The 19,614-nt window shown below is 59.8% G+C and carries 19 protein-coding genes; 5 read left to right on the top strand and 14 right to left on the bottom strand.

Annotated elements, in window-relative coordinates; translation table 11 throughout:
• Position 1: 1 nt before the first annotated feature.
• The 4 genes from IP85_RS05765 to IP85_RS05750 all read right to left on the bottom strand — a co-directional run bounded on the left by IP85_RS05765 (position 2) and on the right by IP85_RS05750 (position 3,906).
• Positions 2–730 carry an SDR family oxidoreductase gene (locus IP85_RS05765; RefSeq protein WP_054148728.1) on the bottom strand — a complete coding sequence of 243 codons (729 nt, stop codon included), beginning with the start codon at positions 728–730 and terminating at the stop codon, positions 2–4.
• Positions 731–751: 21 nt separating this feature from the next.
• Complete coding sequence (locus IP85_RS05760; RefSeq protein WP_054148727.1) at positions 752–2,014, bottom strand: ABC transporter permease; 1,263 nt, start codon at positions 2,012–2,014, stop codon at positions 752–754.
• Entirely contained in the window at positions 2,011–2,832 is an 822-nt protein-coding gene (locus IP85_RS05755; RefSeq protein WP_054148726.1) for an ATP-binding cassette domain-containing protein, read from the bottom strand. The genes IP85_RS05760 and IP85_RS05755 overlap by 4 nt, the downstream gene beginning before the upstream one ends.
• Before the next feature lie 72 nt (positions 2,833–2,904).
• Positions 2,905–3,906 carry a sugar ABC transporter substrate-binding protein gene (locus IP85_RS05750; RefSeq protein WP_245280822.1) on the bottom strand — a complete coding sequence of 334 codons (1,002 nt, stop codon included), beginning with the start codon at positions 3,904–3,906 and terminating at the stop codon, positions 2,905–2,907.
• Positions 3,907–4,226: 320 nt separating this feature from the next.
• On the opposite strand from IP85_RS05750, the gene IP85_RS05745 reads away from it, so the two are divergent.
• Positions 4,227–5,240, top strand: coding sequence for a LacI family DNA-binding transcriptional regulator (locus IP85_RS05745; RefSeq protein WP_054148724.1), 1,014 nt, complete (start codon positions 4,227–4,229; stop codon positions 5,238–5,240).
• A gap of 567 nt (positions 5,241–5,807) precedes the next feature.
• Here the strand turns inward: IP85_RS05745 and IP85_RS05740 are convergent.
• Together IP85_RS05740 and IP85_RS05735 are read right to left on the bottom strand one after the other, a co-directional pair.
• Positions 5,808–7,127 (bottom strand): MFS transporter, encoded by a 1,320-nt coding sequence (locus tag IP85_RS05740; RefSeq protein WP_054148723.1) that lies wholly within the window; start codon positions 7,125–7,127, stop codon positions 5,808–5,810.
• A gap of 12 nt (positions 7,128–7,139) precedes the next feature.
• Entirely contained in the window at positions 7,140–7,415 is a 276-nt protein-coding gene (locus IP85_RS05735) for a metal-sensing transcriptional repressor (protein ID WP_054148722.1), read from the bottom strand.
• A gap of 119 nt (positions 7,416–7,534) precedes the next feature.
• Here IP85_RS05735 and IP85_RS22360 point away from each other — a divergent pair, with 119 nt between their 5' ends.
• The 3 genes from IP85_RS22360 to IP85_RS05720 are packed head-to-tail and all read left to right on the top strand — an operon-like array spanning position 7,535 to position 9,330.
• Positions 7,535–7,870: a hypothetical protein gene (locus IP85_RS22360; protein ID WP_054148721.1), complete on the top strand. Its 336-nt coding sequence runs from the start codon at positions 7,535–7,537 to the stop codon at positions 7,868–7,870.
• 47 nt (positions 7,871–7,917) lie between these two features.
• Entirely contained in the window at positions 7,918–8,649 is a 732-nt protein-coding gene (locus tag IP85_RS05725; protein WP_054148720.1) for a HupE/UreJ family protein, read from the top strand.
• A gap of 18 nt (positions 8,650–8,667) precedes the next feature.
• The gene (locus IP85_RS05720; RefSeq protein ID WP_054148719.1) at positions 8,668–9,330 is read left to right on the top strand and encodes a hypothetical protein; all 663 of its coding nucleotides are present in this window, start codon (positions 8,668–8,670) and stop codon (positions 9,328–9,330) included.
• Positions 9,331–9,390: 60 nt separating this feature from the next.
• Here the strand turns inward: IP85_RS05720 and IP85_RS05715 are convergent, their stop codons facing one another.
• Positions 9,391–10,179 (bottom strand): glutaredoxin family protein, encoded by a 789-nt coding sequence (locus tag IP85_RS05715; RefSeq protein WP_054148718.1) that lies wholly within the window; start codon positions 10,177–10,179, stop codon positions 9,391–9,393.
• Between the two features lie 53 nt (positions 10,180–10,232).
• On the opposite strand from IP85_RS05715, the gene IP85_RS05710 reads away from it, so the two are divergent.
• Positions 10,233–10,637: a MerR family transcriptional regulator gene (locus IP85_RS05710; protein WP_054148717.1), complete on the top strand. Its 405-nt coding sequence runs from the start codon at positions 10,233–10,235 to the stop codon at positions 10,635–10,637.
• A gap of 22 nt (positions 10,638–10,659) precedes the next feature.
• Here IP85_RS05710 and IP85_RS05705 read toward each other — a convergent pair whose 3' ends face one another.
• From IP85_RS05705 to IP85_RS21875, 7 genes are all read right to left on the bottom strand, one after another.
• On the bottom strand, positions 10,660–11,106 hold the full coding sequence (locus IP85_RS05705) for a DUF411 domain-containing protein (protein WP_054148716.1): 447 nt from the start codon (positions 11,104–11,106) through the stop codon (positions 10,660–10,662).
• Between the two features lie 157 nt (positions 11,107–11,263).
• A complete protein-coding gene (locus tag IP85_RS05700) occupies positions 11,264–11,638 on the bottom strand; it encodes a hypothetical protein (RefSeq protein WP_054148715.1) in 375 nt (124 codons plus the stop codon).
• A 19-nt stretch (positions 11,639–11,657) separates the two neighbouring features.
• On the bottom strand, positions 11,658–14,810 hold the full coding sequence (locus IP85_RS05695; protein ID WP_054148714.1) for an efflux RND transporter permease subunit: 3,153 nt from the start codon (positions 14,808–14,810) through the stop codon (positions 11,658–11,660).
• Positions 14,811–14,817: 7 nt separating this feature from the next.
• Positions 14,818–16,497 carry an HlyD family efflux transporter periplasmic adaptor subunit gene (locus IP85_RS05690; protein ID WP_054148713.1) on the bottom strand — a complete coding sequence of 560 codons (1,680 nt, stop codon included), beginning with the start codon at positions 16,495–16,497 and terminating at the stop codon, positions 14,818–14,820.
• An 81-nt stretch (positions 16,498–16,578) separates the two neighbouring features.
• The gene (locus IP85_RS05685; protein WP_197277990.1) at positions 16,579–17,949 is read right to left on the bottom strand and encodes an ATP-binding protein; all 1,371 of its coding nucleotides are present in this window, start codon (positions 17,947–17,949) and stop codon (positions 16,579–16,581) included.
• Entirely contained in the window at positions 17,942–18,652 is a 711-nt protein-coding gene (locus IP85_RS05680) for a response regulator (protein ID WP_054148711.1), read from the bottom strand. The genes IP85_RS05685 and IP85_RS05680 overlap by 8 nt, the downstream gene beginning before the upstream one ends.
• A gap of 408 nt (positions 18,653–19,060) precedes the next feature.
• A complete protein-coding gene (locus IP85_RS21875) occupies positions 19,061–19,573 on the bottom strand; it encodes a class I SAM-dependent methyltransferase (RefSeq protein ID WP_348625553.1) in 513 nt (170 codons plus the stop codon).
• Positions 19,574–19,614 lie beyond the last annotated feature (41 nt).

The following is a 19,614-nucleotide window of genomic DNA, read 5'->3' as shown; positions in this document are numbered from 1 at the left end:
GTCAGAGATCGACGCTGTTGGGCAGGATCACAAGGTCACGAATGGTCACATTGCGCGGCCGCGACAGCATGAAAAGCACGGCATCGGCCACCTCCTTCGGCTGCATCAGGCTGCCATTGGCAAGAGCCTCTTCCATCTTGGCCTTCGGCCAGTCGTCGAGGAGTGCTGTAACAACGGGACCCGGCAGAACCGCACCGACGCGCACGCCATGGGGCGCCACCTGGCGGCGGGTCGAATGGACAAAGGCCTGAACTGCGAATTTCGAAGCCGTGTAGATCGGCTCCCAGACAACCGGAACGACGCCGGCGATTGAGCTGGTGAACAGGATGTCCCCGGACTTCTGCGCGATCATGTGCGGCAAGACTGCATGCACGGAGCGGAAGGCAGCATTGATGTTGAGGTTCAGCATCCTGTCCCAGGCATCCGGATCGCCTTCCGCGACTGGACCGCCAATATAGGCACCGGCATTGGCGTGGAATATGTCCAGACCGCCTGCCAGCTCAAGAATGCGCGGCAGCATGCTGGAGACGGCAGGCCCATCGAAGAGGTCGACCACCAGGGGCTTCGCGCGCTCGCCGAGTTCCTGGCAGAGCGCCTCAAGCTTGTCCTTTGCGCGGTCAATCAGGACAACCGTCGCGCCTTCGGCGATCAGCGTGCGGGCGCATTCGAGGCCGATGCCCGAGGCCGCTCCGGTTATGGCGGCAACCTTGCCCTTCATAAGTTCAGTCATATCGAGTCTCCAGTCTTGGGATCAGGCGCGGCCATGGCTGACGCGGGAGCGGCGGGCAAGCGAGTCGACGATGACGGCGATGGCGAGAACAGCACCGGTGATCATATAGCGAAGCGACGAGCTGAGGTTGAGGAGCGTCAACCCGTTCGAGATCGCCTGGATGACGATGATGCCGAGCAGTGCTGAATAAGCGCTGCCGCGTCCGCCGAAGAGGCTGGTGCCGCCAATGACGGCCGCTGCGATCGCGTTGAGGTTGACGTCACCCGTGCCGGCCTGCTGGCTGGACGAAGCGAGACGCGATGCGGACAAAGTGCCGCCGAGAGCTGCCAGCGTCGAGCAAAGCATGAATGCGCTCATGTAAATGCGGCGGACATTGATACCCGAGCGTCGTGCTGCCTCACGGTTGCCACCGACTGCAAACATCGAGCGGCCCCACTTGGTCTTGGTGAGCGCATAATTGAGGATCACGACCAGGGCCACGAACAGGCCAAACATCCATGGCACGCCGCGCCCGAGGTTCAGGTAGTAGACTGCAGCTTCAAGTACGACCGTCAGGACCACGGCCTTGACGATGAGGCTGCTGATCGGCTGCGAGGAGAGATTGACGGCCTGTCGACGCGCACGGATGACCATACCGGCGACAATCAGGACGGCGCCGGGCACAAGTGCCAGCAGGTAGGACAGCCAGTCAGGCATCACGAGGATCTGGCCGAAGCGCACCAGCGGCGAGGCATATGGCAGGTTGATGCTGCCCGTCGGGCCGAGGATATAGAGCTGCAAGCCGAGCAGTGCGAGCAGACCGGCAAGCGTTGCAACGAAGCTCGGCATGCCCAGGCGATTGTACATCATCGCGTAGAGCGCACCGACGCCCGCTCCCGTCACCAGTGCCGCACCGATGGCGAGCGGCAATGAGATACCGGAGTTGACCCAGAGCACGCCGATGATCGCCGAGGCGAGACCGCTCATGGAGCCAACCGAGAGGTCGATCTCGCCGAGGATGAGTACACAGACAATGCCAAGCGAGATGATACCGACTGTCGCGCAGTCAAACAGGAGGTTCACAAGGTTGTTCGGCGCAAGAAAGATCGGATTGAGGATGCTGAAGACCGTCGAAATGACGATCAGACCAATGGCGACCGGCAACATTCCGAGGTCGCCGGAACGAATCCGGCTGACGAAGGCGCGGACCATACCGCCGATGCCATCGGCGTGGCGGACGCGCTCATCGCTGCGATCGAGAGCAAGAGGCGCAGGCTTGTTTTCATTCGACATCTGAGTGCTCATGCGGGGCTCCCGTCGATTTCGGCCTGTTCGACGGCCTTTCGGCCAGCCCGGCGCGAGACAGAGTTTTCCGTAGCGCCGGTGATGGCGGCCACGAGTTCGTGGTTGGAGGCGTCAGGCGAGAAGACGCCGTTGTTTTTGCCTAGACGCAGGACGACGACGCGGTCGGCAACGGCACGGACGTCTTCCATGTTGTGGCTGATGATGATGACCCCGAGGCCGCGCTCACGGACGCGCTCGATCAGGTTCAGGACTTCGGCCGTCTGGGCGACGCCAAGTGCCGCCGTCGGCTCGTCGAGCATGATGATCTTGGGGTCGAGAAGCAGCGAACGGGCAATCGCGACCGTCTGGCGCTGGCCACCTGACAGCGAGGCAATCGGCTCACGCACCGAGGGAATGCGGGCGGCGAGTTCGCGCAGCAACGTCCAGGCACGCACTTCCATCGCCACCTCATCGAGGTTCCAGGGCGAGAGTTCGTGTCCAAGAAAGAGGTTGGCGACGACGTCGAGATTTTCGCAGAGCGCCAGATCCTGAAAGACCGTTGCGATGCCGAGTTCGAGCGCGCGACTCGGGCTGTCGAGCGAAACTTCCTGACCCATGAACTCGATCCGGCCGGAACTGGGCTGGTGCACGCCGGCCAGGACCTTGATCAGTGTCGACTTGCCGGCACCATTGTCACCGACGAGAGCGACAACCTCGCCCGCCTTCACTTCAAGCTCGATGTCGCTCAGCGCGGAAACCGCACCGAAATTCTTCGAGACATTGCTCAGCTTCAGGATGGTCGTGCCCTTGGGCGGCAGACCGATGTCATTTCGTTGCATGACGGGGCTCTTCTTTGGGAAATGGGATACGCCCGGCCGGAGCAAGCCCCGACCGAGCGCCTTGGGAGATCATTACTTGATAATGCCGAGCTTCTTGCAACCCTCTGCATATTCACCGGTGCAGACATCTTCGGGCTTCTGGATGCCCTTATCGAAGATCTCTGCCTTGATGTTTTCCGCGGTCACAACGGCCGGCACGAAGAGCTCGGACGGCGTGTTGTAGAGTGTCGTCTTGGCTTCGACCGTCTCGCCCTTCAGAAGCTTCACAGCCACATTTGCTGCTGCAGCCGCGACGATTTCAGATGGCTTGGAAATCGTGTTGTACTGGTCGCCCGAGATGATCAACTGCAGGGCTGCGATCGTCGCGTCGTTGCCGGTGACAGGCGGGACAGGGTTTACGCCAGCGGCCTTGAAGGCAGCAATCGCGCCACCGCCTGTGCCGTCGTTGGCAGCAACGACGCCCTTGATCTCGGCGCCGAAGCGGGTGATCTGGCCGGCGGCCCATTCCTGTGCCTTTGGCGGCGCCCATTCCGGCGTGTCGAATTCGGCAAGCGTCTTGTAGCCGGAGTCCTTCAGGCCGCGATGGATGCCGTCCCGGATCAGGCCAGCCGCCGCATCGGTTGGCGAACCGTTGATCTGCAGCACGCCCGCACCTTCCGGAACGCCACTGGCCTTCAGATGGTCAACCAGCGACTTGGCGATCGCATGGCCGATGCCTTCATTGTCGAAGGACACATAGTAGTCTGCAGCCTTGTCCGGGATCGGGCGGTCATAGGCGATGACCTTGACGTCCTGGGACTGGGCGATTTCGACGAGAGCGGCGGCCGCAGCGGAATCGACCGGATCGAGAACAACGACCTTGGCGCCCTGGGCAATCACCGAATTGAACTGCTGCTGCTGGAGCGCGACATCCGCATTGGCATTCTGGTAGATGACGGTGCAGGTCGGGCAGAGCTTGGCCATCTCTGCCTTGAAGCCCGGATAATCGTGCTCTTCATAGCGCGTCGATGCCTGGTCGGGCATCAGGAAGGCGACCGTCGCCCCTTCCTGCGCGAGAGCAGAACCGGAAAGCATTGCGGCGAGACCGACGGTCGCCAGCAGCATGGAACGAATTTTCATATCTCATTCTCCTCCTTGAATGGGAACAGCTCGCCTTGTGAGGCTGCTCCGGACTGTCATTCTCCCGCCCATTCCGCGTCGCCTGATATGAGACGCAGTTTATCGTTCGTCGCCGAGCACATCGGCGCCGCAAGACATGGGCACTGGCAGAACGCCTCCCGGTCGACCCTCCACAGCCAACCTGTATCATCGATTGAGCACCACTGCTCAATCGATGAAGCAAGAATTGCCACTTCTCTCATTTGATGTCAAGTTGAGACTCGCAGGAGGAATTCGTGAATCAGCAGCGCCCGCAGAAGAAGACGACGATCTACGATCTGGCCGAACTCGCCGGAACGTCCGCAAGTGCTGTCAGCGCCGTCCTGAACGGCAATTGGAAAAAGCGCCGGATCAGTAGCCAGTTGGCAGAAAAGATCACCCGGATCGCCGAGGAACAGGGCTACGCCATCAACATGCAGGCAAGCCTGCTGCGCCGGGAAAAGTCCCGGATCATTGGCATGATTGTTCCTAAATACGACAACCGCTATTTCGGCTCGATCGTCGAGACCTTCGAAATCATGGCGCGCGAGCGCGGGCTGTTCCCGATCATAACCTGCACGCTGCGTGATCCCGACTTAGAGATGGAAGCGGCACGCACCATGCTGTCCTACCAGGTGGAATGGCTGATCTCCACGGGTGCGACCGATCCGGATCGCATAACAGACATCTGCTTGGCTGCAGGCACTCGCAGTCTGAACCTTGACCTACCAGGCACGAAGGCGACGTCGATCATCTCCGACAACTTCGCCGGCGCGCGCGAACTAACGCGGCGCACATTGATCAACCACCACACTAAGACCGGCGTCATGGCGCCGCTGCTCTTCATCGGCGGTCGTGGCAGTGACCACAACACCGCCGAACGTATCCGCGGCTTCCGCACTGCCCATCAGGATCTCGGCGTGCCGATCGAGGAACACCATGTCCTCGCCTGCGGCTACGCGCCAGAAAAGGCAGCGCAGGCGCTCAGCGCCATGGCGGCCAGAGAAGGAAGCGTGCCGCGCGGCATGTTCGTCAACTCAACCATTTCGCTCGAAGGCGTCATGCGCTGGATCAAGTCCTCAGCCCACTTTCAGGGTGAGCAACCCATCATCGGTTGCTTTGACTGGGACCCCTTCGTCGCCCTACTTGGCCACGACATCGAAATGGCACGCCAGGACGTGCCCGGCATGCTTACCGCAGCCTTCGACATCCTCGAGACAGGAAGCAGCGACGGCCGCAAGCTGATCGAGATCCCGCCGATTTTTGCGTGAGCCAAATAGATCGGCCGATCTGAAGCGTTTGGTAAATCCAAAATAGGGGGTGCAAACATCAGCACCGTCACGAGCGGTGGCACATTTTGCGATATATCAAACTGTCGCTGCGCGATCATTTAGGCTCTAACACAGCGCACTAGGGCAGCGGCGTACGAATGCCGCGTCACCTCCAACTTGGTGCTTACGAGCGGAAATGATTGCCGCTCTCCCGCCATATCGACGTCAGCCCAAAGCCAGGCCACAAAGACGGCACCCACAGTCGCTCTCGGCGGGAAAACACAGGAAAATCAAAGGATATTTTGTCAAGTCCTTGAAATAATGTGAGAATCCAGGATCTTTAGGCGAGCTCTTTTAGGTCGGTTTTCCGCTGAAAATCGGCGTCCGTTTCTCACAGGAAAAAGTGACGCCTTCTCAAAAACTTGAGCAATCCTGGCTGCCGTTCTTCAGGCCATCCGTCGTGCTTGAGCGGGTCTCGCAAAACTGGCTGGACCCCGCAAGCAATCTCTGTGTTGGGGACCGACATCGGACATTTCACAGATACCGAAAAACTTGTATCAGCCGATATTAGTGCTCGCGAGGCCAGTCCGGATGTAGCCGATCGATCAAGAAGGCATGACTGTGCCGGCGACCTTGGCGATGGTGTCCCTCGCGCAGATGTGGGTCATCATCTGCAAGGTCATCGTGACTGTGTTCCACCTCGGCTTCATCCGCCATCTCCCAAAGGGACACCGCGGTAACAAGACCCGCCGCGCCCATCGCCGCCATGATCAAGGCGGTCCCAGGAAGACCAACGACGACACCGAGCCACCCGGCAAGGGGATAGGTTATCAGCCAGCAGGCGTGAGACAGGGCGAAATGGGCCGCGAAGAGTGCTGGCCGGTCCTCCGGATGAGCTGATCGCCGCAGCAGACGGCCGGATGGTGTCTGAACAACGGAGTAGCCGATCCCAAGGAGAAACCAGAGCGCCAGCAGCAAACCGTAGGTCTCGATGAACGCGGTCGCGATCAGACCTGCACTGAGCAGTGCAGCGCCGTAGAGCATGACCAACCTATCTGGCATTCGGTCGAGAAGCCTGGGCAGCACGAGTGCCGCGAGCATCGAGCCAGACCCGAATGCAGCGAGTGCGATCGCCGTGTCGGAGGCTGTCAGTTCGAACTTTGCCTGCACGAAGACGACGGTGTTGACGATCACCATGGCGCCTGCGGCAGACACCGTGAGGCAGAGTGCGAGCAGACCGCGAAGCCGTGGCGTCGCGAGATAGATCTTCAAGCCGCGTGTCGTGCGCTCGTAGATGCTCCGGCGCTCTTTCGCGGGATGATTGGGCAGCGTCACAGAAACGACGAGTGCCGCCGAGGCCAGAAATCCGAATACGGTTCCGGCAAAGAGCGAGTGGAAGGAGATGACCGTCAGCAGGGCAGCCGCCAGCATCGGGCTGACAAGGCTTTCCAGATCATACGCGAGCCTGGAGAGAGAAAGCGCCCGGGTATAGTCCTTTTCTTCCGGCAGGACATCAGGAATGGTCGCCTGGAATGCCGGGGTGAAGGCGGCAGACGCAGACTGAAGAACGAAGATCAGGACATAGACCTGCCAGATCTCCGAAACGAAGGGCAGACAGAGCGCGACTGCGGCCCTGATGAGATCGAGCGTAACCAGCATGGCCCGGCGCGGCAGCACTTCAGCGAAGGCTCCGGCAATCGGGGCGACAGCGACATAGGCGATCATCTTGATCGCCAACGCCGTGCCGAGCACCGCTCCGGCACGATCGCCTGCGAGATCGAAGGCAAGCAGACCCAGGGCGACGGTGGCAAGCCCCGTTCCAACAAGCGCGATGACCTGCGCGAAAAACAGATGCCGGTAGATTCGATTGCGCAGAACATCCAGCATCGACCGCGTCCTTCAGAGGTACTTCGTGATGGTCTTGAAGTCGTCGATCGTCTTTCGCTGCGAAAGATCCAGCGCACCGACCGTTTCCTCCAGGCAATGGTCGAGATGGTCCTGGATCAGCGTGCGCTTGGCGTTGCGGACTGCCTTCTCAACGGCATCCAGTTGTTGGGCGATGTCGAGGCAAGGCTTGCCCGCCTCAATCATGGCGGTGACACTCCTCAGATGGCCCTCGGCGCGCTTGAGGCGCTTGATGATGTCGGGATGCGTTTCGTGTCGATGTTCGCTCATGGGCCATTCCTATCCCCCTGGAGGGGATATTTCAATCGGCTTTCTTGTTTCCGCCATCAATCAGGGCTATCTCGTCGGCCATGAAGTTTCGCGGTGGACGACGATTCGGATCTCTGTTGATGACCATGCTGGCGATCCTCGCCACGCTGGTGTTTTCGTTCGTGCCCCAGAGTAGTCATCCGCTGATCGAACACGCCTCGGCTCAGTCCATGCTGGACCATGGACATGATCATGGCGATCACTCCCATGACGATGATCTGGATTTTAGCGTCAACACGGCTGATACTGACCATCATCATGCAGATCACACCCATGAAAAAGCCGGTCTCGTTTCCGCATCCCGACCCAAGCGACCCGCTGGTCGGCACTCGGCTTTCATCCTGATCGATACGACCCGGGATGATGGCCGCCTTTATGGCATCGACCGCCCGCCACGCTTCGTGAACATCGTCTGATCCATGCCGCCCCAGGCGGCCGGTTCAACCGTTCACGGACATCAAACATGAAAACACTGCTTCTCGGAGGCGTGTGGCACAGGGATTCTACCCGCCACATCGTCGCCACCCTGCTGCTTGCCAGCCTGTCTTTGCTGCTCTTCGCCCATGGGGCGGCGGCCCATGCCGTTGCCGAAGGCGACAAAGGCTATATCCAGGAGATCTCGGGGGTCCACATCATCCCCTTCATCTATCTGGGCGCCAAGCACATGGTCACGGGCTATGACCATCTGCTCTTCCTCTTCGGTGTGATCTTCTTCCTCTACAGGCTGAAGCACATCGCCCTCTATGTCAGCCTGTTTGCCATCGGGCATTCCACCACGATGCTGCTCGGCGTCTACTTTGGCTGGAATGTCAGCGCCTATCTCATCGATGCGATCATTGGGCTTTCGGTCGTCTACAAGGCGCTCGACAATCTCGGCGCCTTCCAGCGCTGGCTCGGCTTCCAGCCGAACACCAAGGTGGCAACACTCGTCTTTGGCCTGTTCCACGGGCTTGGTCTGGCGACCAAGATCCTCGAATACGACATTGCCGAGGACGGGCTGATCCCCAACCTGCTCGCCTTCAATGTCGGCGTCGAGATCGGCCAGCTCATCGCGCTCGCCATCATCCTGATTGCCATGAGCTACTGGCGCAAGACCTCCGGCTTCCTGCGCCATGCCTATACCGCCAATGTCCTGATGATGACCGCCGGCTGGCTGCTGTTTGGCATGCAGATGACCGGCTACTTCGTTTCCTGAACCTCAGAGGAATAAACCATGTTCAATTCTCAAGCTCCCAATCCCGACGACCTCCCGTCCTCGGCACAGCTCGTCAAGTCAACAATCATTTCCGTCATCGCCGCAGGCGTTCTCCTGGTCACCGTGGTGATGCCCTCGGAATATGCCGTGGATCCGACCGGACTTGGCGCCGTCATGGGCCTGACCGAGATGGGCGAGATCAAGGCGCAGCTTGCCGAAGAAGCCGAACTCGACCGCATCAAGGACCAGAATGCAGGCGAGAGCCTCATTGCTCCGCAGCCGGCACCCGGATCACAAGAAGGATCGAACCTTCTTGAGCGTATCATCCGCGAATTCGGCATCTCCGCGGCCTATGCGCAGGATGCCGTGCGTCAGGACGAGGTTTCGATCACGCTGCAGCCTGGCGAAGGTGCTGAGGTCAAGCTCGTCATGCTCAAGGGCGCCAAGGCCAACTATAGCTGGACCGCCAATGGCTCGAAGGTGAACTTCGACACCCATGGTGACGGTGGCGGCGAAAGCATCAGCTACGAGAAGGGTCGCGGCGTTGCCGAGGACACTGGCGTTCTGGAAGCTGCCTTCGACGGCAATCATGGTTGGTTCTGGCGCAACCGGACCGGCGATCCCGTGACGGTGACGCTGAAGACCGACGGCGCCTATAGCGACATCAAGCGGGTGATGTGAGATGTCAGATGCCGGCGGATCGCTCCGCCGGCATCCTCGTTTCGTTTGATGGCTAGGTTATCACATTTGATGTCCTGGCATGATCCCGGAGTAGGCCAATGCCATCCACACCGCCATCGCGATCATCATCAGGTTCTCGGTGAGTGAGATGAACCCGAGCGGTACGTTGCTCGATCCACCGACGCAGGCGCATTTCAGCTCACGCTTGTCGATGTAAACGGCCTTGAAGACCGAAGCTGCGCCAATGCCACCAATGAACAGAGCCACGGGAACGGACAGCCAGTTCGCGATGCCGGCGACCATCAGGACGCCCGCGAGTCCTTCGGCATAGGGATAGATATAGCTGTATGGCACCCACCGCTTCGCGAGCAGATCATAGTTCAGGAACATCGTCGCGAAGGTTTCGACATTTTGAAGCTTGAGCATGGCCAGAACGACCATCGAGAAGGCGATGAACCATTCGGCTGCCTTGATGGTGAAAGGCGTCCCGAGAACGGCGTAGCTTGCTGCCGTTGCCATCAGGGCAGTCAAGACAAACAGCACGACGACAGGCCGATAGGTCGTCGCCTTGGGATCTGCAACCGGCTTTCCGAAGTGCCGCCGCAAATCGTCATAGCCTCCGATACGGCTTCCGCCGATAAAAACCTGGGGCGTTGTCTGGACGTCATGCTCCTGCTTGAACTCGTCCGTTTCCGCGCGCGTTTTCAGATGATGGTCTTCGACCTCGTAGCCTGATCGCTTGAGCAGGTCCTTGGCTTTCAGGCCGTACGGGCACGTATGCTCCGCAGTCACCATCCGGTAGAGGACGGCTTTCTTCGCTGTGGTCGAGGGTGTTACTCTGTCCAACATTTCACGTCTCCTTTGGCTTGTGAAACAGTTGGCAAGACCATAGGTTCCGTACCATGGTACGGAGTCAACACCCCATGGACATGACAATCGGAAAATTTGCATCAGCCGGCGGCGTCGGCGTGGAGACGGTCAGGTTCTACCAGCGCAAGGGTCTTCTGAAGACCCCTAAGCGTCTTGAGGGTGGCAGGCGCTATGGAACTGAGGATCTGAGGCGTCTGCAGTTCATCCGGCAGGCCCAGACCGCTGGTTTTACGCTGGAGGAGATACGAGAACTGCTCGAACTCGATGCAGGAGATGACAGGGAGCGGGCACGCGAGGCAGCAAAGGCGCGGCTAATCGCGCTGGAAACGCGGATCGCCCAACTCAATCGGACCCGCGACGCGCTCCAGCGCCTGGTTGCAGAGTGCTCATCTGGGAAGAGCGGTCCGTGCCCGATCCTCCAGTCGTTCGGACTGTAGCCTGCAAAAGCAGCAGTTCCTGTCAGTCTGGCTTGAATGACTGATAAACATACATCTCACCCCCATCGCGCGGAATTGCGATGACGTCGTAGGGTTCCGGCGAACCGCCCATGCCAAGCGAACCCAATGGCATTCCTGCGACTGCGAGCCCGGCCAGGGGTGGTCGTTCATCGAGCAACCTTCTCACGGCATCGATCGGCACATGTCCCTCGAGGAAATAGCCTTGTACTTCCGCTGTGTGGCAGGCTCGGACGGACAGCGGAACCTTGAAGCGCTGTTTGACCTGATCCATGTCCGGTACCTCAACAGCGCGAACTGAGAAGCCCGCCTTGGTAAAGGCATCGCCCCATGATGAGCAGCAGCCACAATTGGGATCCTTATGAAGGATGACCGATGGCGCTGCGGCGAAGCCAGTGGCGGGTGTCATAGCCACCGTGGCAGCCACAACCAAAAACTGTCTGCGTCTCATTCTCTCTCCTGCGACCTTCGGTTAGCCCCCCCAAAAAATGAAGGGAGATGCACGGCAGGGCTCCAGACAGTTGATGACCTGATCTTGGCACGGCGATGGCGTGACATCTTTGCCCCAAGTCAAGGATCCTACCACTCTCCCTCGCGCGCTTCCGAGATTAGAACTTCCCCTGCGCGGTGGTCCCGTCCGGGGTGATCACCTGGATCGCACCCTTGACACCCGGATTGACCGGAACGGGCGAAGTCCCCGTGAGGCGGTTGCCATCAGCAGCAGACAGCGCAAACCGACGAACAGCGCCGTCGATCAAAAGGATTGCATTGCCTGTGTGTCCGGTTGCCGAGACAGGCTGGTCTGCAGCATCGAACAGATAGACCGTCACTTCAGTCGTTCCTGTCGCCACGAGTTCGACATGGTGGTTTGCGCCTGCGTCAACCTTCAGGCCGCCATTTGGGCCGGGGCGTGGCGCGTGTGCATAGGCTGGCAAAGCTGTCATGCAGAAGACGAGGGAAAGGGCGAGCAGACTGCGACGCATGGAATTCTCCTGGTAGGACTTAAAAGGCTTCAATGGTTTGTGTGGACGTTCCGGCGGGTTGCACCGCGTCCCTCACTTGAGTGCGAGCCTGCTCGACGAGGCGCTCCAGTGGCTTGCGGCCGTATTTCAGGAACAGCGTCGGCGTGAGAAGCGTGTCGAGTACGGTCGCTGTCACCAATCCCCCGAAGATCGTGATCGCGACCGGGTGGAGGATTTCCTTGCCAGGTGCGGTCGCATCGATCATCAGCGGGATCAGGGCGACACCCGCAGACAGGGCCGTCATCAAGACCGGGGTCAGACGTTCCAGTGAGCCCCGCACGACCAGTTCCTTGCCGAACGGTAGATCTTCCTGGATCGCGAGGTTGATGTAGTGGCTGATCTTCAGGATGCCATTCCGTGTCGAGATGCCGGTCAGGGTGATAAAACCAATCATCGAGGCAACAGAAAGCGGCTGGCCGGCAATCCAGAGCGCGGTGACCGAGCCGATCAAGGCCAGCGGCACGCTCGCCATGATGATCGAGACGAACAGCACCGAGCGATAGCGGGAATAAAGGATCGCAAACACCATCGTCAGCGAGATGATGGAGAGGAGGCCGATGGTCCTCATCGATTCCTCCTGCGCCTGGAAGGTGCCTTCAAGGCTGACGAAGAAGCCGGGTGGCAGGGTCGAGGTCGCGATCACCTTTCGGATCTCGGCAATGACCGTGGCCATGTCGGCTTCGCCGTCGGTATTGGCAAGGACCACGACGCGGCGCTTGCCGTTTTCGCGCAGGATCTGGTTGGGGCCATCCGTCTCACGGACTTCTGCGATCTGGCTAACCGGGATCCAGCCTGCAGGCGTTTCAATGAGGAGATCCGATAGCCCCTTGGTACTGCGGGTCTCGTCCTCGAGACGCAGCACGACGTCGAACCGCTTGTTGCCGTCAACGATGCGGGACACGACCGTCCCGTTCGACAGGCGCTCAAGCTGCTCGGTCACGGCCGCCGGCTGGATGCCGTAAAGGGCAGCCCGCCGGTAATCGACAATGACCTCGAGATGCGGGATGCGAACCTGCTTTTCGACCTGCAGGTCGACGATCCCAGGGATCTCAGCCAGCTTGCCACGAAACTCCTCGGCAAAGCCGCGGATGCTGTCGAGATCCTCACCGAAGATCTTGAGTGCGATCTGCGCTCGCACGCCCGACAGCATATGATCGAGGCGATGGGAGATGGGCTGGCCGACATTGGTCGCGACGGGCAGGACCGAAAGTCGCGAGCGGATATCGGCAATGATCTCGTCCTTGGACCGACCGTCTGCAGCGAGCGCCACTTCGATTTCGGACGAGTGGACGCCCTCTGCATGTTCGTCGAGCTCGGCGCGTCCCGTGCGACGGCCCACCTGCTCGACCTCGGGCACTTCCATGATCAACCGCTCTGCGATCAGGCCGACCCGATGGCTCTCGGCAAGCGAGATGCCGGGGTTAAAGAGCATGCTGATCGTCAGTGTCCCTTCATTGAAGGGCGGCAGAAACGAGCGCGGCAATTGGGTGGCAAACAGAACCGCTGCAACGACACCCGCGACCACGGTCGACATCAAGATCTTCGGATGGCGGAATGACCAGTCGAGCAGCCGACGGTTGGCGCGTTTGAGAACCCGCACGACCACGCCCTCATGCTCATCGAGACGCTTCAAGCCCGGCAGCATGTAGTAGGCCATGACGGGAGTCAGCGTGATCGAGACCACGAGAGAAGCGAGGATGGAGATGATGTAGGCTTGGCCGAGCGGCGCAAAGAGCCGTCCCTCGATACCTGACAGGGCAAACAAAGGCACGAAGACCAGAACAATGATCATCGTTGCGTAGACGATGCCCGAGCGGACTTCCTGACTTGCCGAGACGACGACATCGAAGACTGATCGCGGGTTGCCCTTTTCCCGGTTCTCCCGCAGCCGCCGGAAGATGTTCTCGACGTCGACGACGGCATCGTCGACCAGTTCGCCGATGGCGATCGCCAGACCGCCAAGCGTCATGGTGTTGATCGACAACCCGAGCAGATGAAAGACGATTGCGGTGACCAGAATGGATACCGGAATAGCCGTCAGCGAGATCGCTGTCGTCCGGGTATTCAGGAGGAAGACGAACAGGATGACAGCAACAACGACGATTGCCTCGGCGAGAACCTTCTGCACGTTTCCGATCGAGGTTTCGATGAAATTGGCCTGGCGGAAAAGGACCTGATCGGCTTTCACGCCCGCGGGCAATGTGGCGCTGATTTCGCTAAGGGCTGCCTCGACTTCGCGGGTCAATTTGACAGTGTCGATATCAGGTTGCTTTTCTACCGAAACGATGACGGCAGACTGCCCCTGGTAACCGGCATCTCCGCGCTTCAGGCGCGGTGCGAACCCGACTTCGGCAACCTGCCTCAGGAGAACCGGCTGGCCATCGACGCTGGCAACCACCACGCTCGCCAGATCCTTGATGTTTTGAGTACGACCGACATTGCGGATCAGGAACTCGCGGCTGTACTGGTCTGTGAAGCCGCCTCCGGTGTTGGAGCCGAACTGCGCAAGAGCCTGTTCAATCTGTTCGAAGGACACGCCGAGTGCCCGCATGGCGGCGGAGTTCGGAGATACGCGATACTGGCGCACCTCGCCCCCGATCGGAATGACCTGCGCAACGCCGGGAATACTCAGGATGCGCGGACGGACGGTGAAATCGGCCAGTTCCCGCAACTCCATGGCCGAAATGGTTTCAGGCCCGGTCACAGCAATCAGCATGACCTGACCCATGATCGAATTGATCGGTCCCATCTGCGGCACGACATTGGCGGGCAATTGCGGCTGCACGAGTGACAGACGCTCGGCGATCTGCTGGCGGTTGCGATAGATATCCGTGTCCCAGTCGAATTCGACATAGATAATCGAGAGACCGACGCCCGAAGTCGAGCGGACACGGCTCACACCGGGAAGGCCGTTCATCTGGGATTCGAGCGGATAGGTAACGAGCTGTTCGACCTCCTCCGGTGCGAGCCCCTCGGCCTCCGTCATGATCGTGACGGTCGGCCGATTGAGATCTGGGAAGACATCGACGGGCAAACGCGTGGCCGTGAACGCCCCGTAGATCATCAGGACGGCGGCAATCGCCAATACGAAGAGGCGGTTCTTGAGTGACTGGGTGACGAGAAAATTGAACATCGGAGCCTCAGCGGATCTGGTTCAGGAGTTCGGCACCCTGTGTGACGATGCGTTTTCCGGCTTCGACCCCGGACACGATGAGAAGACGATCGCCATCCAGCGGCTCGGTACGGACTTCCCTCGGAACGAAACGTTCAGCGTTGGTGTGTTCATAGACGAGCGACTGGCCGTTTGAGGCACGCAGCACGCTCGTGCGCGGAACAGCGATGCCTGCACGCTCTTGCGTGGTCGACGACAAGACGGTCAGCAATTGCCCGGCGCGAATACCATCAGGCGTCTCCTCGACGCTGAAGTGTATGGGGATCGCCTGATTACGATCGGCAAGGCCGCTTCCTCGATAGGTGAGCTCGGCGGTCCGGCCGTCCATGAACTTGCCTCTGGCCATACCAGTGACCGAATGCGCGTCGAAGCTCAAAGCTTCAACCCAGTAACGGCTGGGATCGATGATCTGGAAGATGATGGTGTTGGGCTCTGCTATCTGTCCTGCAACGGCCTGGGCCGCAGCGATGACGCCTGATACGGGTGCGGTCAGTTTCTCAGCCGCCGTCGGTGCCTGTTCCAGATTGGCGCGCCGTGCCTTCAGGCCCTGGAGTTCCAGTGTTGCATCCTCGATCTCGGCGCGCGCCACCACCGATTGAAGCCGCTCGAAGCGTTGCAGCTTTCGTTCGACCAGCATGATTTCTTGGTCGAGCTCTCGGGCCTGCTGCTGCTGGCTCGTCAGATCAGCGGCACTGAGTGAGGGCTGGACCAGCGCCAGCACATCGCCAGCGGCGACACGCGTGCCGAGTTGGGGGAAGCCGCCGGGCGGCGGTAGAAGCCTTCCCGACACGGATGCCTGGACATAGCCGGATGTCGTTGGGTCTGGGATGATACGCGCCGGCAACTCGACGGTACCAGAATGGGCGGCCTGTTCCGTGAAAATCGTGCGGATGGCAAGGATGCGCTGGGTTGTCTTCGGCACGAAAATCGAACCATCGGCAAAACGCTGGGCGACATCCCGTTCGGCTGCTTGCGCCGTGAGTGCTGCAGGACCAGCGGCCTCGGACTGCGGTGCTCCGGCAAGCACGAGGGCTGCCGCGATCGCAGCGACAGATGCGGCAGGTTTGCGGCGGCGGAAGAGTGCAGCAAGGAGAAGCCCGACCACGATACCGCCACCGCCGACGGCCCACAGTGTCATGTCCTGTCGCTGCAGCCGCGCGCCCACGTCCTGCGCAAAAGCCGAACTGATCAGGAAACCATCAGCGGCAGCCACTGGCACGGCGCTACTGGCCATCTCGGGGATCACCATGGTGACTGTCAGGACGTCGAAGACGTCTCCGGCCATCACGGTGATGGCAAGATCATACGAGCCGGGATTTGTCAGCCATGGCGCATTCGCCACGTAGGTCCCCTCGCCCGCAGGTTCGACTGTCAGCGTTCCTGAAGGGCCGTCAATTTCAAGCATCGCACCGTCGACCGGTTCATTGCCCTTGAAGCTGTCGAGGAAGATTTCCAGCCGCTCTCCGCGCGCTACAGCAACCAGCTCGAGATCGGCCGTCGAAGCGTCGGCGCGCGGTGCGATCGTGGTGGAGACAGGCGGAGGCGGAGCGCCGTGATCATGGCCCTCATGGGCCGCAGCGGAGGATGCAGCAAGTCCTGTGATGGAAAGGCAAATTCCAGCGAGGACAGAGGCGAATCGGTCGACCATCGTAACCCTGAGCAAAAGTTGATTTGCTTCGGTGTAGCTGCGCCTCTTTGTCCGTCGATGTCCCGATTGTTACAGAATGTTTCAGGATGATTTTGGCGAGTCCTTCGGGAGGATGACACTGACGACCAGCCCTCCCGTTTGACCGTTCTCCAGGCGAAGCGTACCGGAATGCCCGTCAATGATCGCCTGGGCAATCGGGAGGCCGAGCCCGAAACCGCCAGTTTCAAGGTTCCTGGACGGCTCGAGCCGAACAAAGGGAGAAAGGGCTCGTTCGATGTTCTCTGCTGCGATGCCGGGGCCTTCATCACTGATTGTGACGACAACTTCGGACTGCCGGTCGATGACCTCGACCCGCGCCCTCTCGCCATATTTGAGTGCGTTCTCGATGAGATTGGAGAAGGCTCGCTTGAGCGCCAGCCGACGCCCCGTGATAATTGCATGAGCAGCACCGGAAAGCTCGACGGATGCGCCGCGATCGACCGCATCATCGACGAGAGTTTCAAGGATCGCGACGATGTCGATCGGCTTCAGTTCCTCGTCGCTACGATCACCGCGCAGGAAAGACAGCGTCTGATCGAGCATCCGCTCCATCTCAGTCAAATCCTCGGCCATTGCGTCGCGCGCGACACCATCGGCCAGATCCTCGGCTCTGAACCGCAGTCGTGTGATCGGCGTCTTCAAATCATGCGAAACGGCTGCGAGTGCTTGGGTGCGATCTTCGATCAATCGCTCGATGCGCCGTTGCATGTCGTTGAAGGCGACGGCCAGTTCAACCACCTCCCGCGGACCCTTTTCCGCAACGGGCACGACGGTCTTGCCTCGATAGAAATCCTTGGCCGCGGTAGCGACAGCAGTCAGAGGACGAGTGAACCAACGCACCAGAAGCATGGAGACGATGATTGCCCCGAGAGCCATCAAGGTCGTCGAAACCAGCATTCCTCCCGGCGGCGGCACTTTGCGGTCCCAGGAGACCAGATTGACGTTGATCCACGACGCATCGGGGAGCTTGATCGACACGACTGCCAGATGCGGATCATCACCTGCCTGGTTATCCGGCCCGATAATGAGACCGTCCTCGGCAATCTCTGGAGCAAGTGCTCGAAGGTTGCGACGAAGTAGTTCCCAGTTCTGACCAGCGGTATCGCCCTCAACCGCATAGGAAGTGGAACCCCAATGGGCGTCTATCGAACCGCCGGAGAAGTCGTGCGCGACATTCTCCCGTTCTTCGACCGGCGCACGCATGACGGATCGTTTGATTGTCAGTAGCTGGTCTGCAAGCCGGACTTCGTTTGCAAGGTCCAGTTCCTGTTCCAGGCTCTGGTGGTAGGTGAACAGGCTGCCGAAATGGACGAGCGAGATGCCAAACAGCACGACGAGGGCTGTCCGCAGTCTCAGGCTGTCTATCGACCGCCACCAGCCTTGTAACCGTGTTTCGGAACGACCATCAGGCACGGACGACATCCGTCGCAAAGAGATAGCCCGCGCCGCGCACCGTTTTGATGAGATCCTCACGCCCGTCGAGCTTGCGACGCAGGCGGCTGACCTGAACGTCGATAGACCGATCATAGCCTTCGATCGCACGATTGCGGGCTGCGTCCAGCAGAAACTCGCGGCTGAGAACGCGTTGTGGCGCTTCGAGAAACGCGAGCAGCAGGTCATATTCCCCCGTTGAAAGATCCACGACCACGCCGCTCGGTGCGGTCAGTTCACGTTTCATGGTGTCGAGCGACCATCCAGCAAAGGTGAAGCTCCGCCCGGCACGCTCATTCGCCGGGTTACCAGTCGTGCGGGTCCGCCTTAGCACGGCACCGATGCGTGCCAGCAATTCGCGAGGATTGAAGGGTTTGGGCAGATAGTCGTCGGCCCCGACCTCCAGACCGATAATGCGATCCGTCTCGTCACCCTTGGCCGTCAGCATGATGATCGGGACGGACGAAGTGCGACGGAGCTCACGGCAGATCTCCAGCCCGTTCTTCCCCGGGAGCATGAGGTCGAGCACGATGAGATCGACCGACAAGCGTTTCAGGGTCTCAGACATCTCGACCCCGTTACGCGCCGTGTGAACGCGAAAACCGTTTGCCCGCAGAAACTTTGCCACCAGGATCAGGATCTGTCCGTCATCGTCAACGATCAGGATTTCGGCTAAGGCATCCAAGGGTATTCTCTCCGCAAGTCCATTCTTAGAGCAGCCCTCTCATTTAGCAGAGGGCTGCGCTGCAGTTTGTGTCGAGAAGGTAACAGATTGTTTCGCGAGCAGTAGCCTACACAGGAAAACCGACACATTTAGCCTTTGGACATCATGCCTCGAACGGCTGCTTCTGCGCTATTGTGTTGCAAGCCGAACGTCTGAAATGAAGGCGCACAGACGATATGACACTTCTTGGATTCACGTCCGCTTTCGGGCACCTCAGGCGGTGGCCTCCACATCCGACATGGAGGCGCATAGCGAAAATCATTCCCGCAAGGGAGCAGTCCGATGCTTGGGTGCCGAATGGCGAGAGCCGACATCCAAACACCTGGCGATTGGTCCTAGTTCGGCCCATATCGGAATGTCGTTATGGGATTAAGGCTGATGGCGGGGCGCTTGGCCTCCGACCTTTTCAAAAGTGCTGAACTGGAATTTTTGCACCGTTCCCCATGGGGTTGTGTGTTCATGCCGCCGCGTCGTAGCGAGCCTAAACTGTTCCCCAAGAACAGCTTGCAAGCTCTCCGAATCGTAACGGGCAACGGGCAAGCCGCTGCATTTCTCTGGCCCATCCATTGCGAAGGTGCCGATCACGGCTTTGCCACCGATTTTGAGAGCCCGTGCCAGCAGGCGAACATAGGCTTGCTGATCGACGACTGTTGTCAGGAAATGGAAGGCGGCTCGATCATGCCAGAGATCATACTCGCGGTCAGGCGTCCATACGGTCACATCCGATACAACCCATTGCACATGAGCCGTGTCTGCCAGTCGGGACTTGGCTGCCCCGAGGGCCGCGCTAGAAAGATCAAGAACGCTAACGTGGGCCTGACCGGCATCCACAAGCGCATCTACCAACCGCGACACACCACCACCAATGTCGATTACTGACATTCCTGGCATCAGTCCCGCTTCATGCAGCAGCGTCAGCGATA

Origin of the sequence: Rhizobium sp. AAP116, assembly GCF_001295785.1 — a bacterium.
GTDB lineage: Bacteria > Pseudomonadota > Alphaproteobacteria > Rhizobiales > Rhizobiaceae > Allorhizobium.
The sequence above is the reverse complement of the archived record's forward strand: the minus strand, read 5'-3'. Positions and strand labels throughout refer to the sequence as shown.

Bases quoted from the DNA above. Each gene is read 5' to 3' on its own strand.
- IP85_RS05765 (WP_054148728.1), bottom strand. From the start codon at position 730: ATGACTGAACTTATGAAGGGCAAGGTTGCCGCCATAACCGGAGCGGCC.
- IP85_RS05760 (WP_054148727.1), bottom strand. From the start codon at position 2,014: ATGAGCACTCAGATGTCGAATGAAAACAAGCCTGCGCCTCTTGCTCTC.
- IP85_RS05755 (WP_054148726.1), bottom strand. From the start codon at position 2,832: ATGCAACGAAATGACATCGGTCTGCCGCCCAAGGGCACGACCATCCTG.
- IP85_RS05750 (WP_245280822.1), bottom strand. From the start codon at position 3,906: ATGCTTTCCGGTTCTGCTCTCGCGCAGGAAGGGGCGACGGTCGCCTTC.
- IP85_RS05740 (WP_054148723.1), bottom strand. From the start codon at position 7,127: ATGCTGGATGTTCTGCGCAATCGAATCTACCGGCATCTGTTTTTCGCG.
- IP85_RS05735 (WP_054148722.1), bottom strand. From the start codon at position 7,415: ATGAGCGAACATCGACACGAAACGCATCCCGACATCATCAAGCGCCTC.
- IP85_RS22360 (WP_054148721.1), top strand. From the start codon at position 7,535: ATGACCATGCTGGCGATCCTCGCCACGCTGGTGTTTTCGTTCGTGCCC.
- IP85_RS05725 (WP_054148720.1), top strand. From the start codon at position 7,918: ATGAAAACACTGCTTCTCGGAGGCGTGTGGCACAGGGATTCTACCCGC.
- IP85_RS05720 (WP_054148719.1), top strand. From the start codon at position 8,668: ATGTTCAATTCTCAAGCTCCCAATCCCGACGACCTCCCGTCCTCGGCA.
- IP85_RS05715 (WP_054148718.1), bottom strand. From the start codon at position 10,179: ATGTTGGACAGAGTAACACCCTCGACCACAGCGAAGAAAGCCGTCCTC.
- IP85_RS05710 (WP_054148717.1), top strand. From the start codon at position 10,233: ATGGTACGGAGTCAACACCCCATGGACATGACAATCGGAAAATTTGCA.
- IP85_RS05705 (WP_054148716.1), bottom strand. From the start codon at position 11,106: ATGAGACGCAGACAGTTTTTGGTTGTGGCTGCCACGGTGGCTATGACA.
- IP85_RS05700 (WP_054148715.1), bottom strand. From the start codon at position 11,638: ATGCGTCGCAGTCTGCTCGCCCTTTCCCTCGTCTTCTGCATGACAGCT.
- IP85_RS05695 (WP_054148714.1), bottom strand. From the start codon at position 14,810: ATGTTCAATTTTCTCGTCACCCAGTCACTCAAGAACCGCCTCTTCGTA.
- IP85_RS05690 (WP_054148713.1), bottom strand. From the start codon at position 16,497: ATGGTCGACCGATTCGCCTCTGTCCTCGCTGGAATTTGCCTTTCCATC.
- IP85_RS21875 (WP_348625553.1), bottom strand. From the start codon at position 19,573: ATGTCAGTAATCGACATTGGTGGTGGTGTGTCGCGGTTGGTAGATGCG.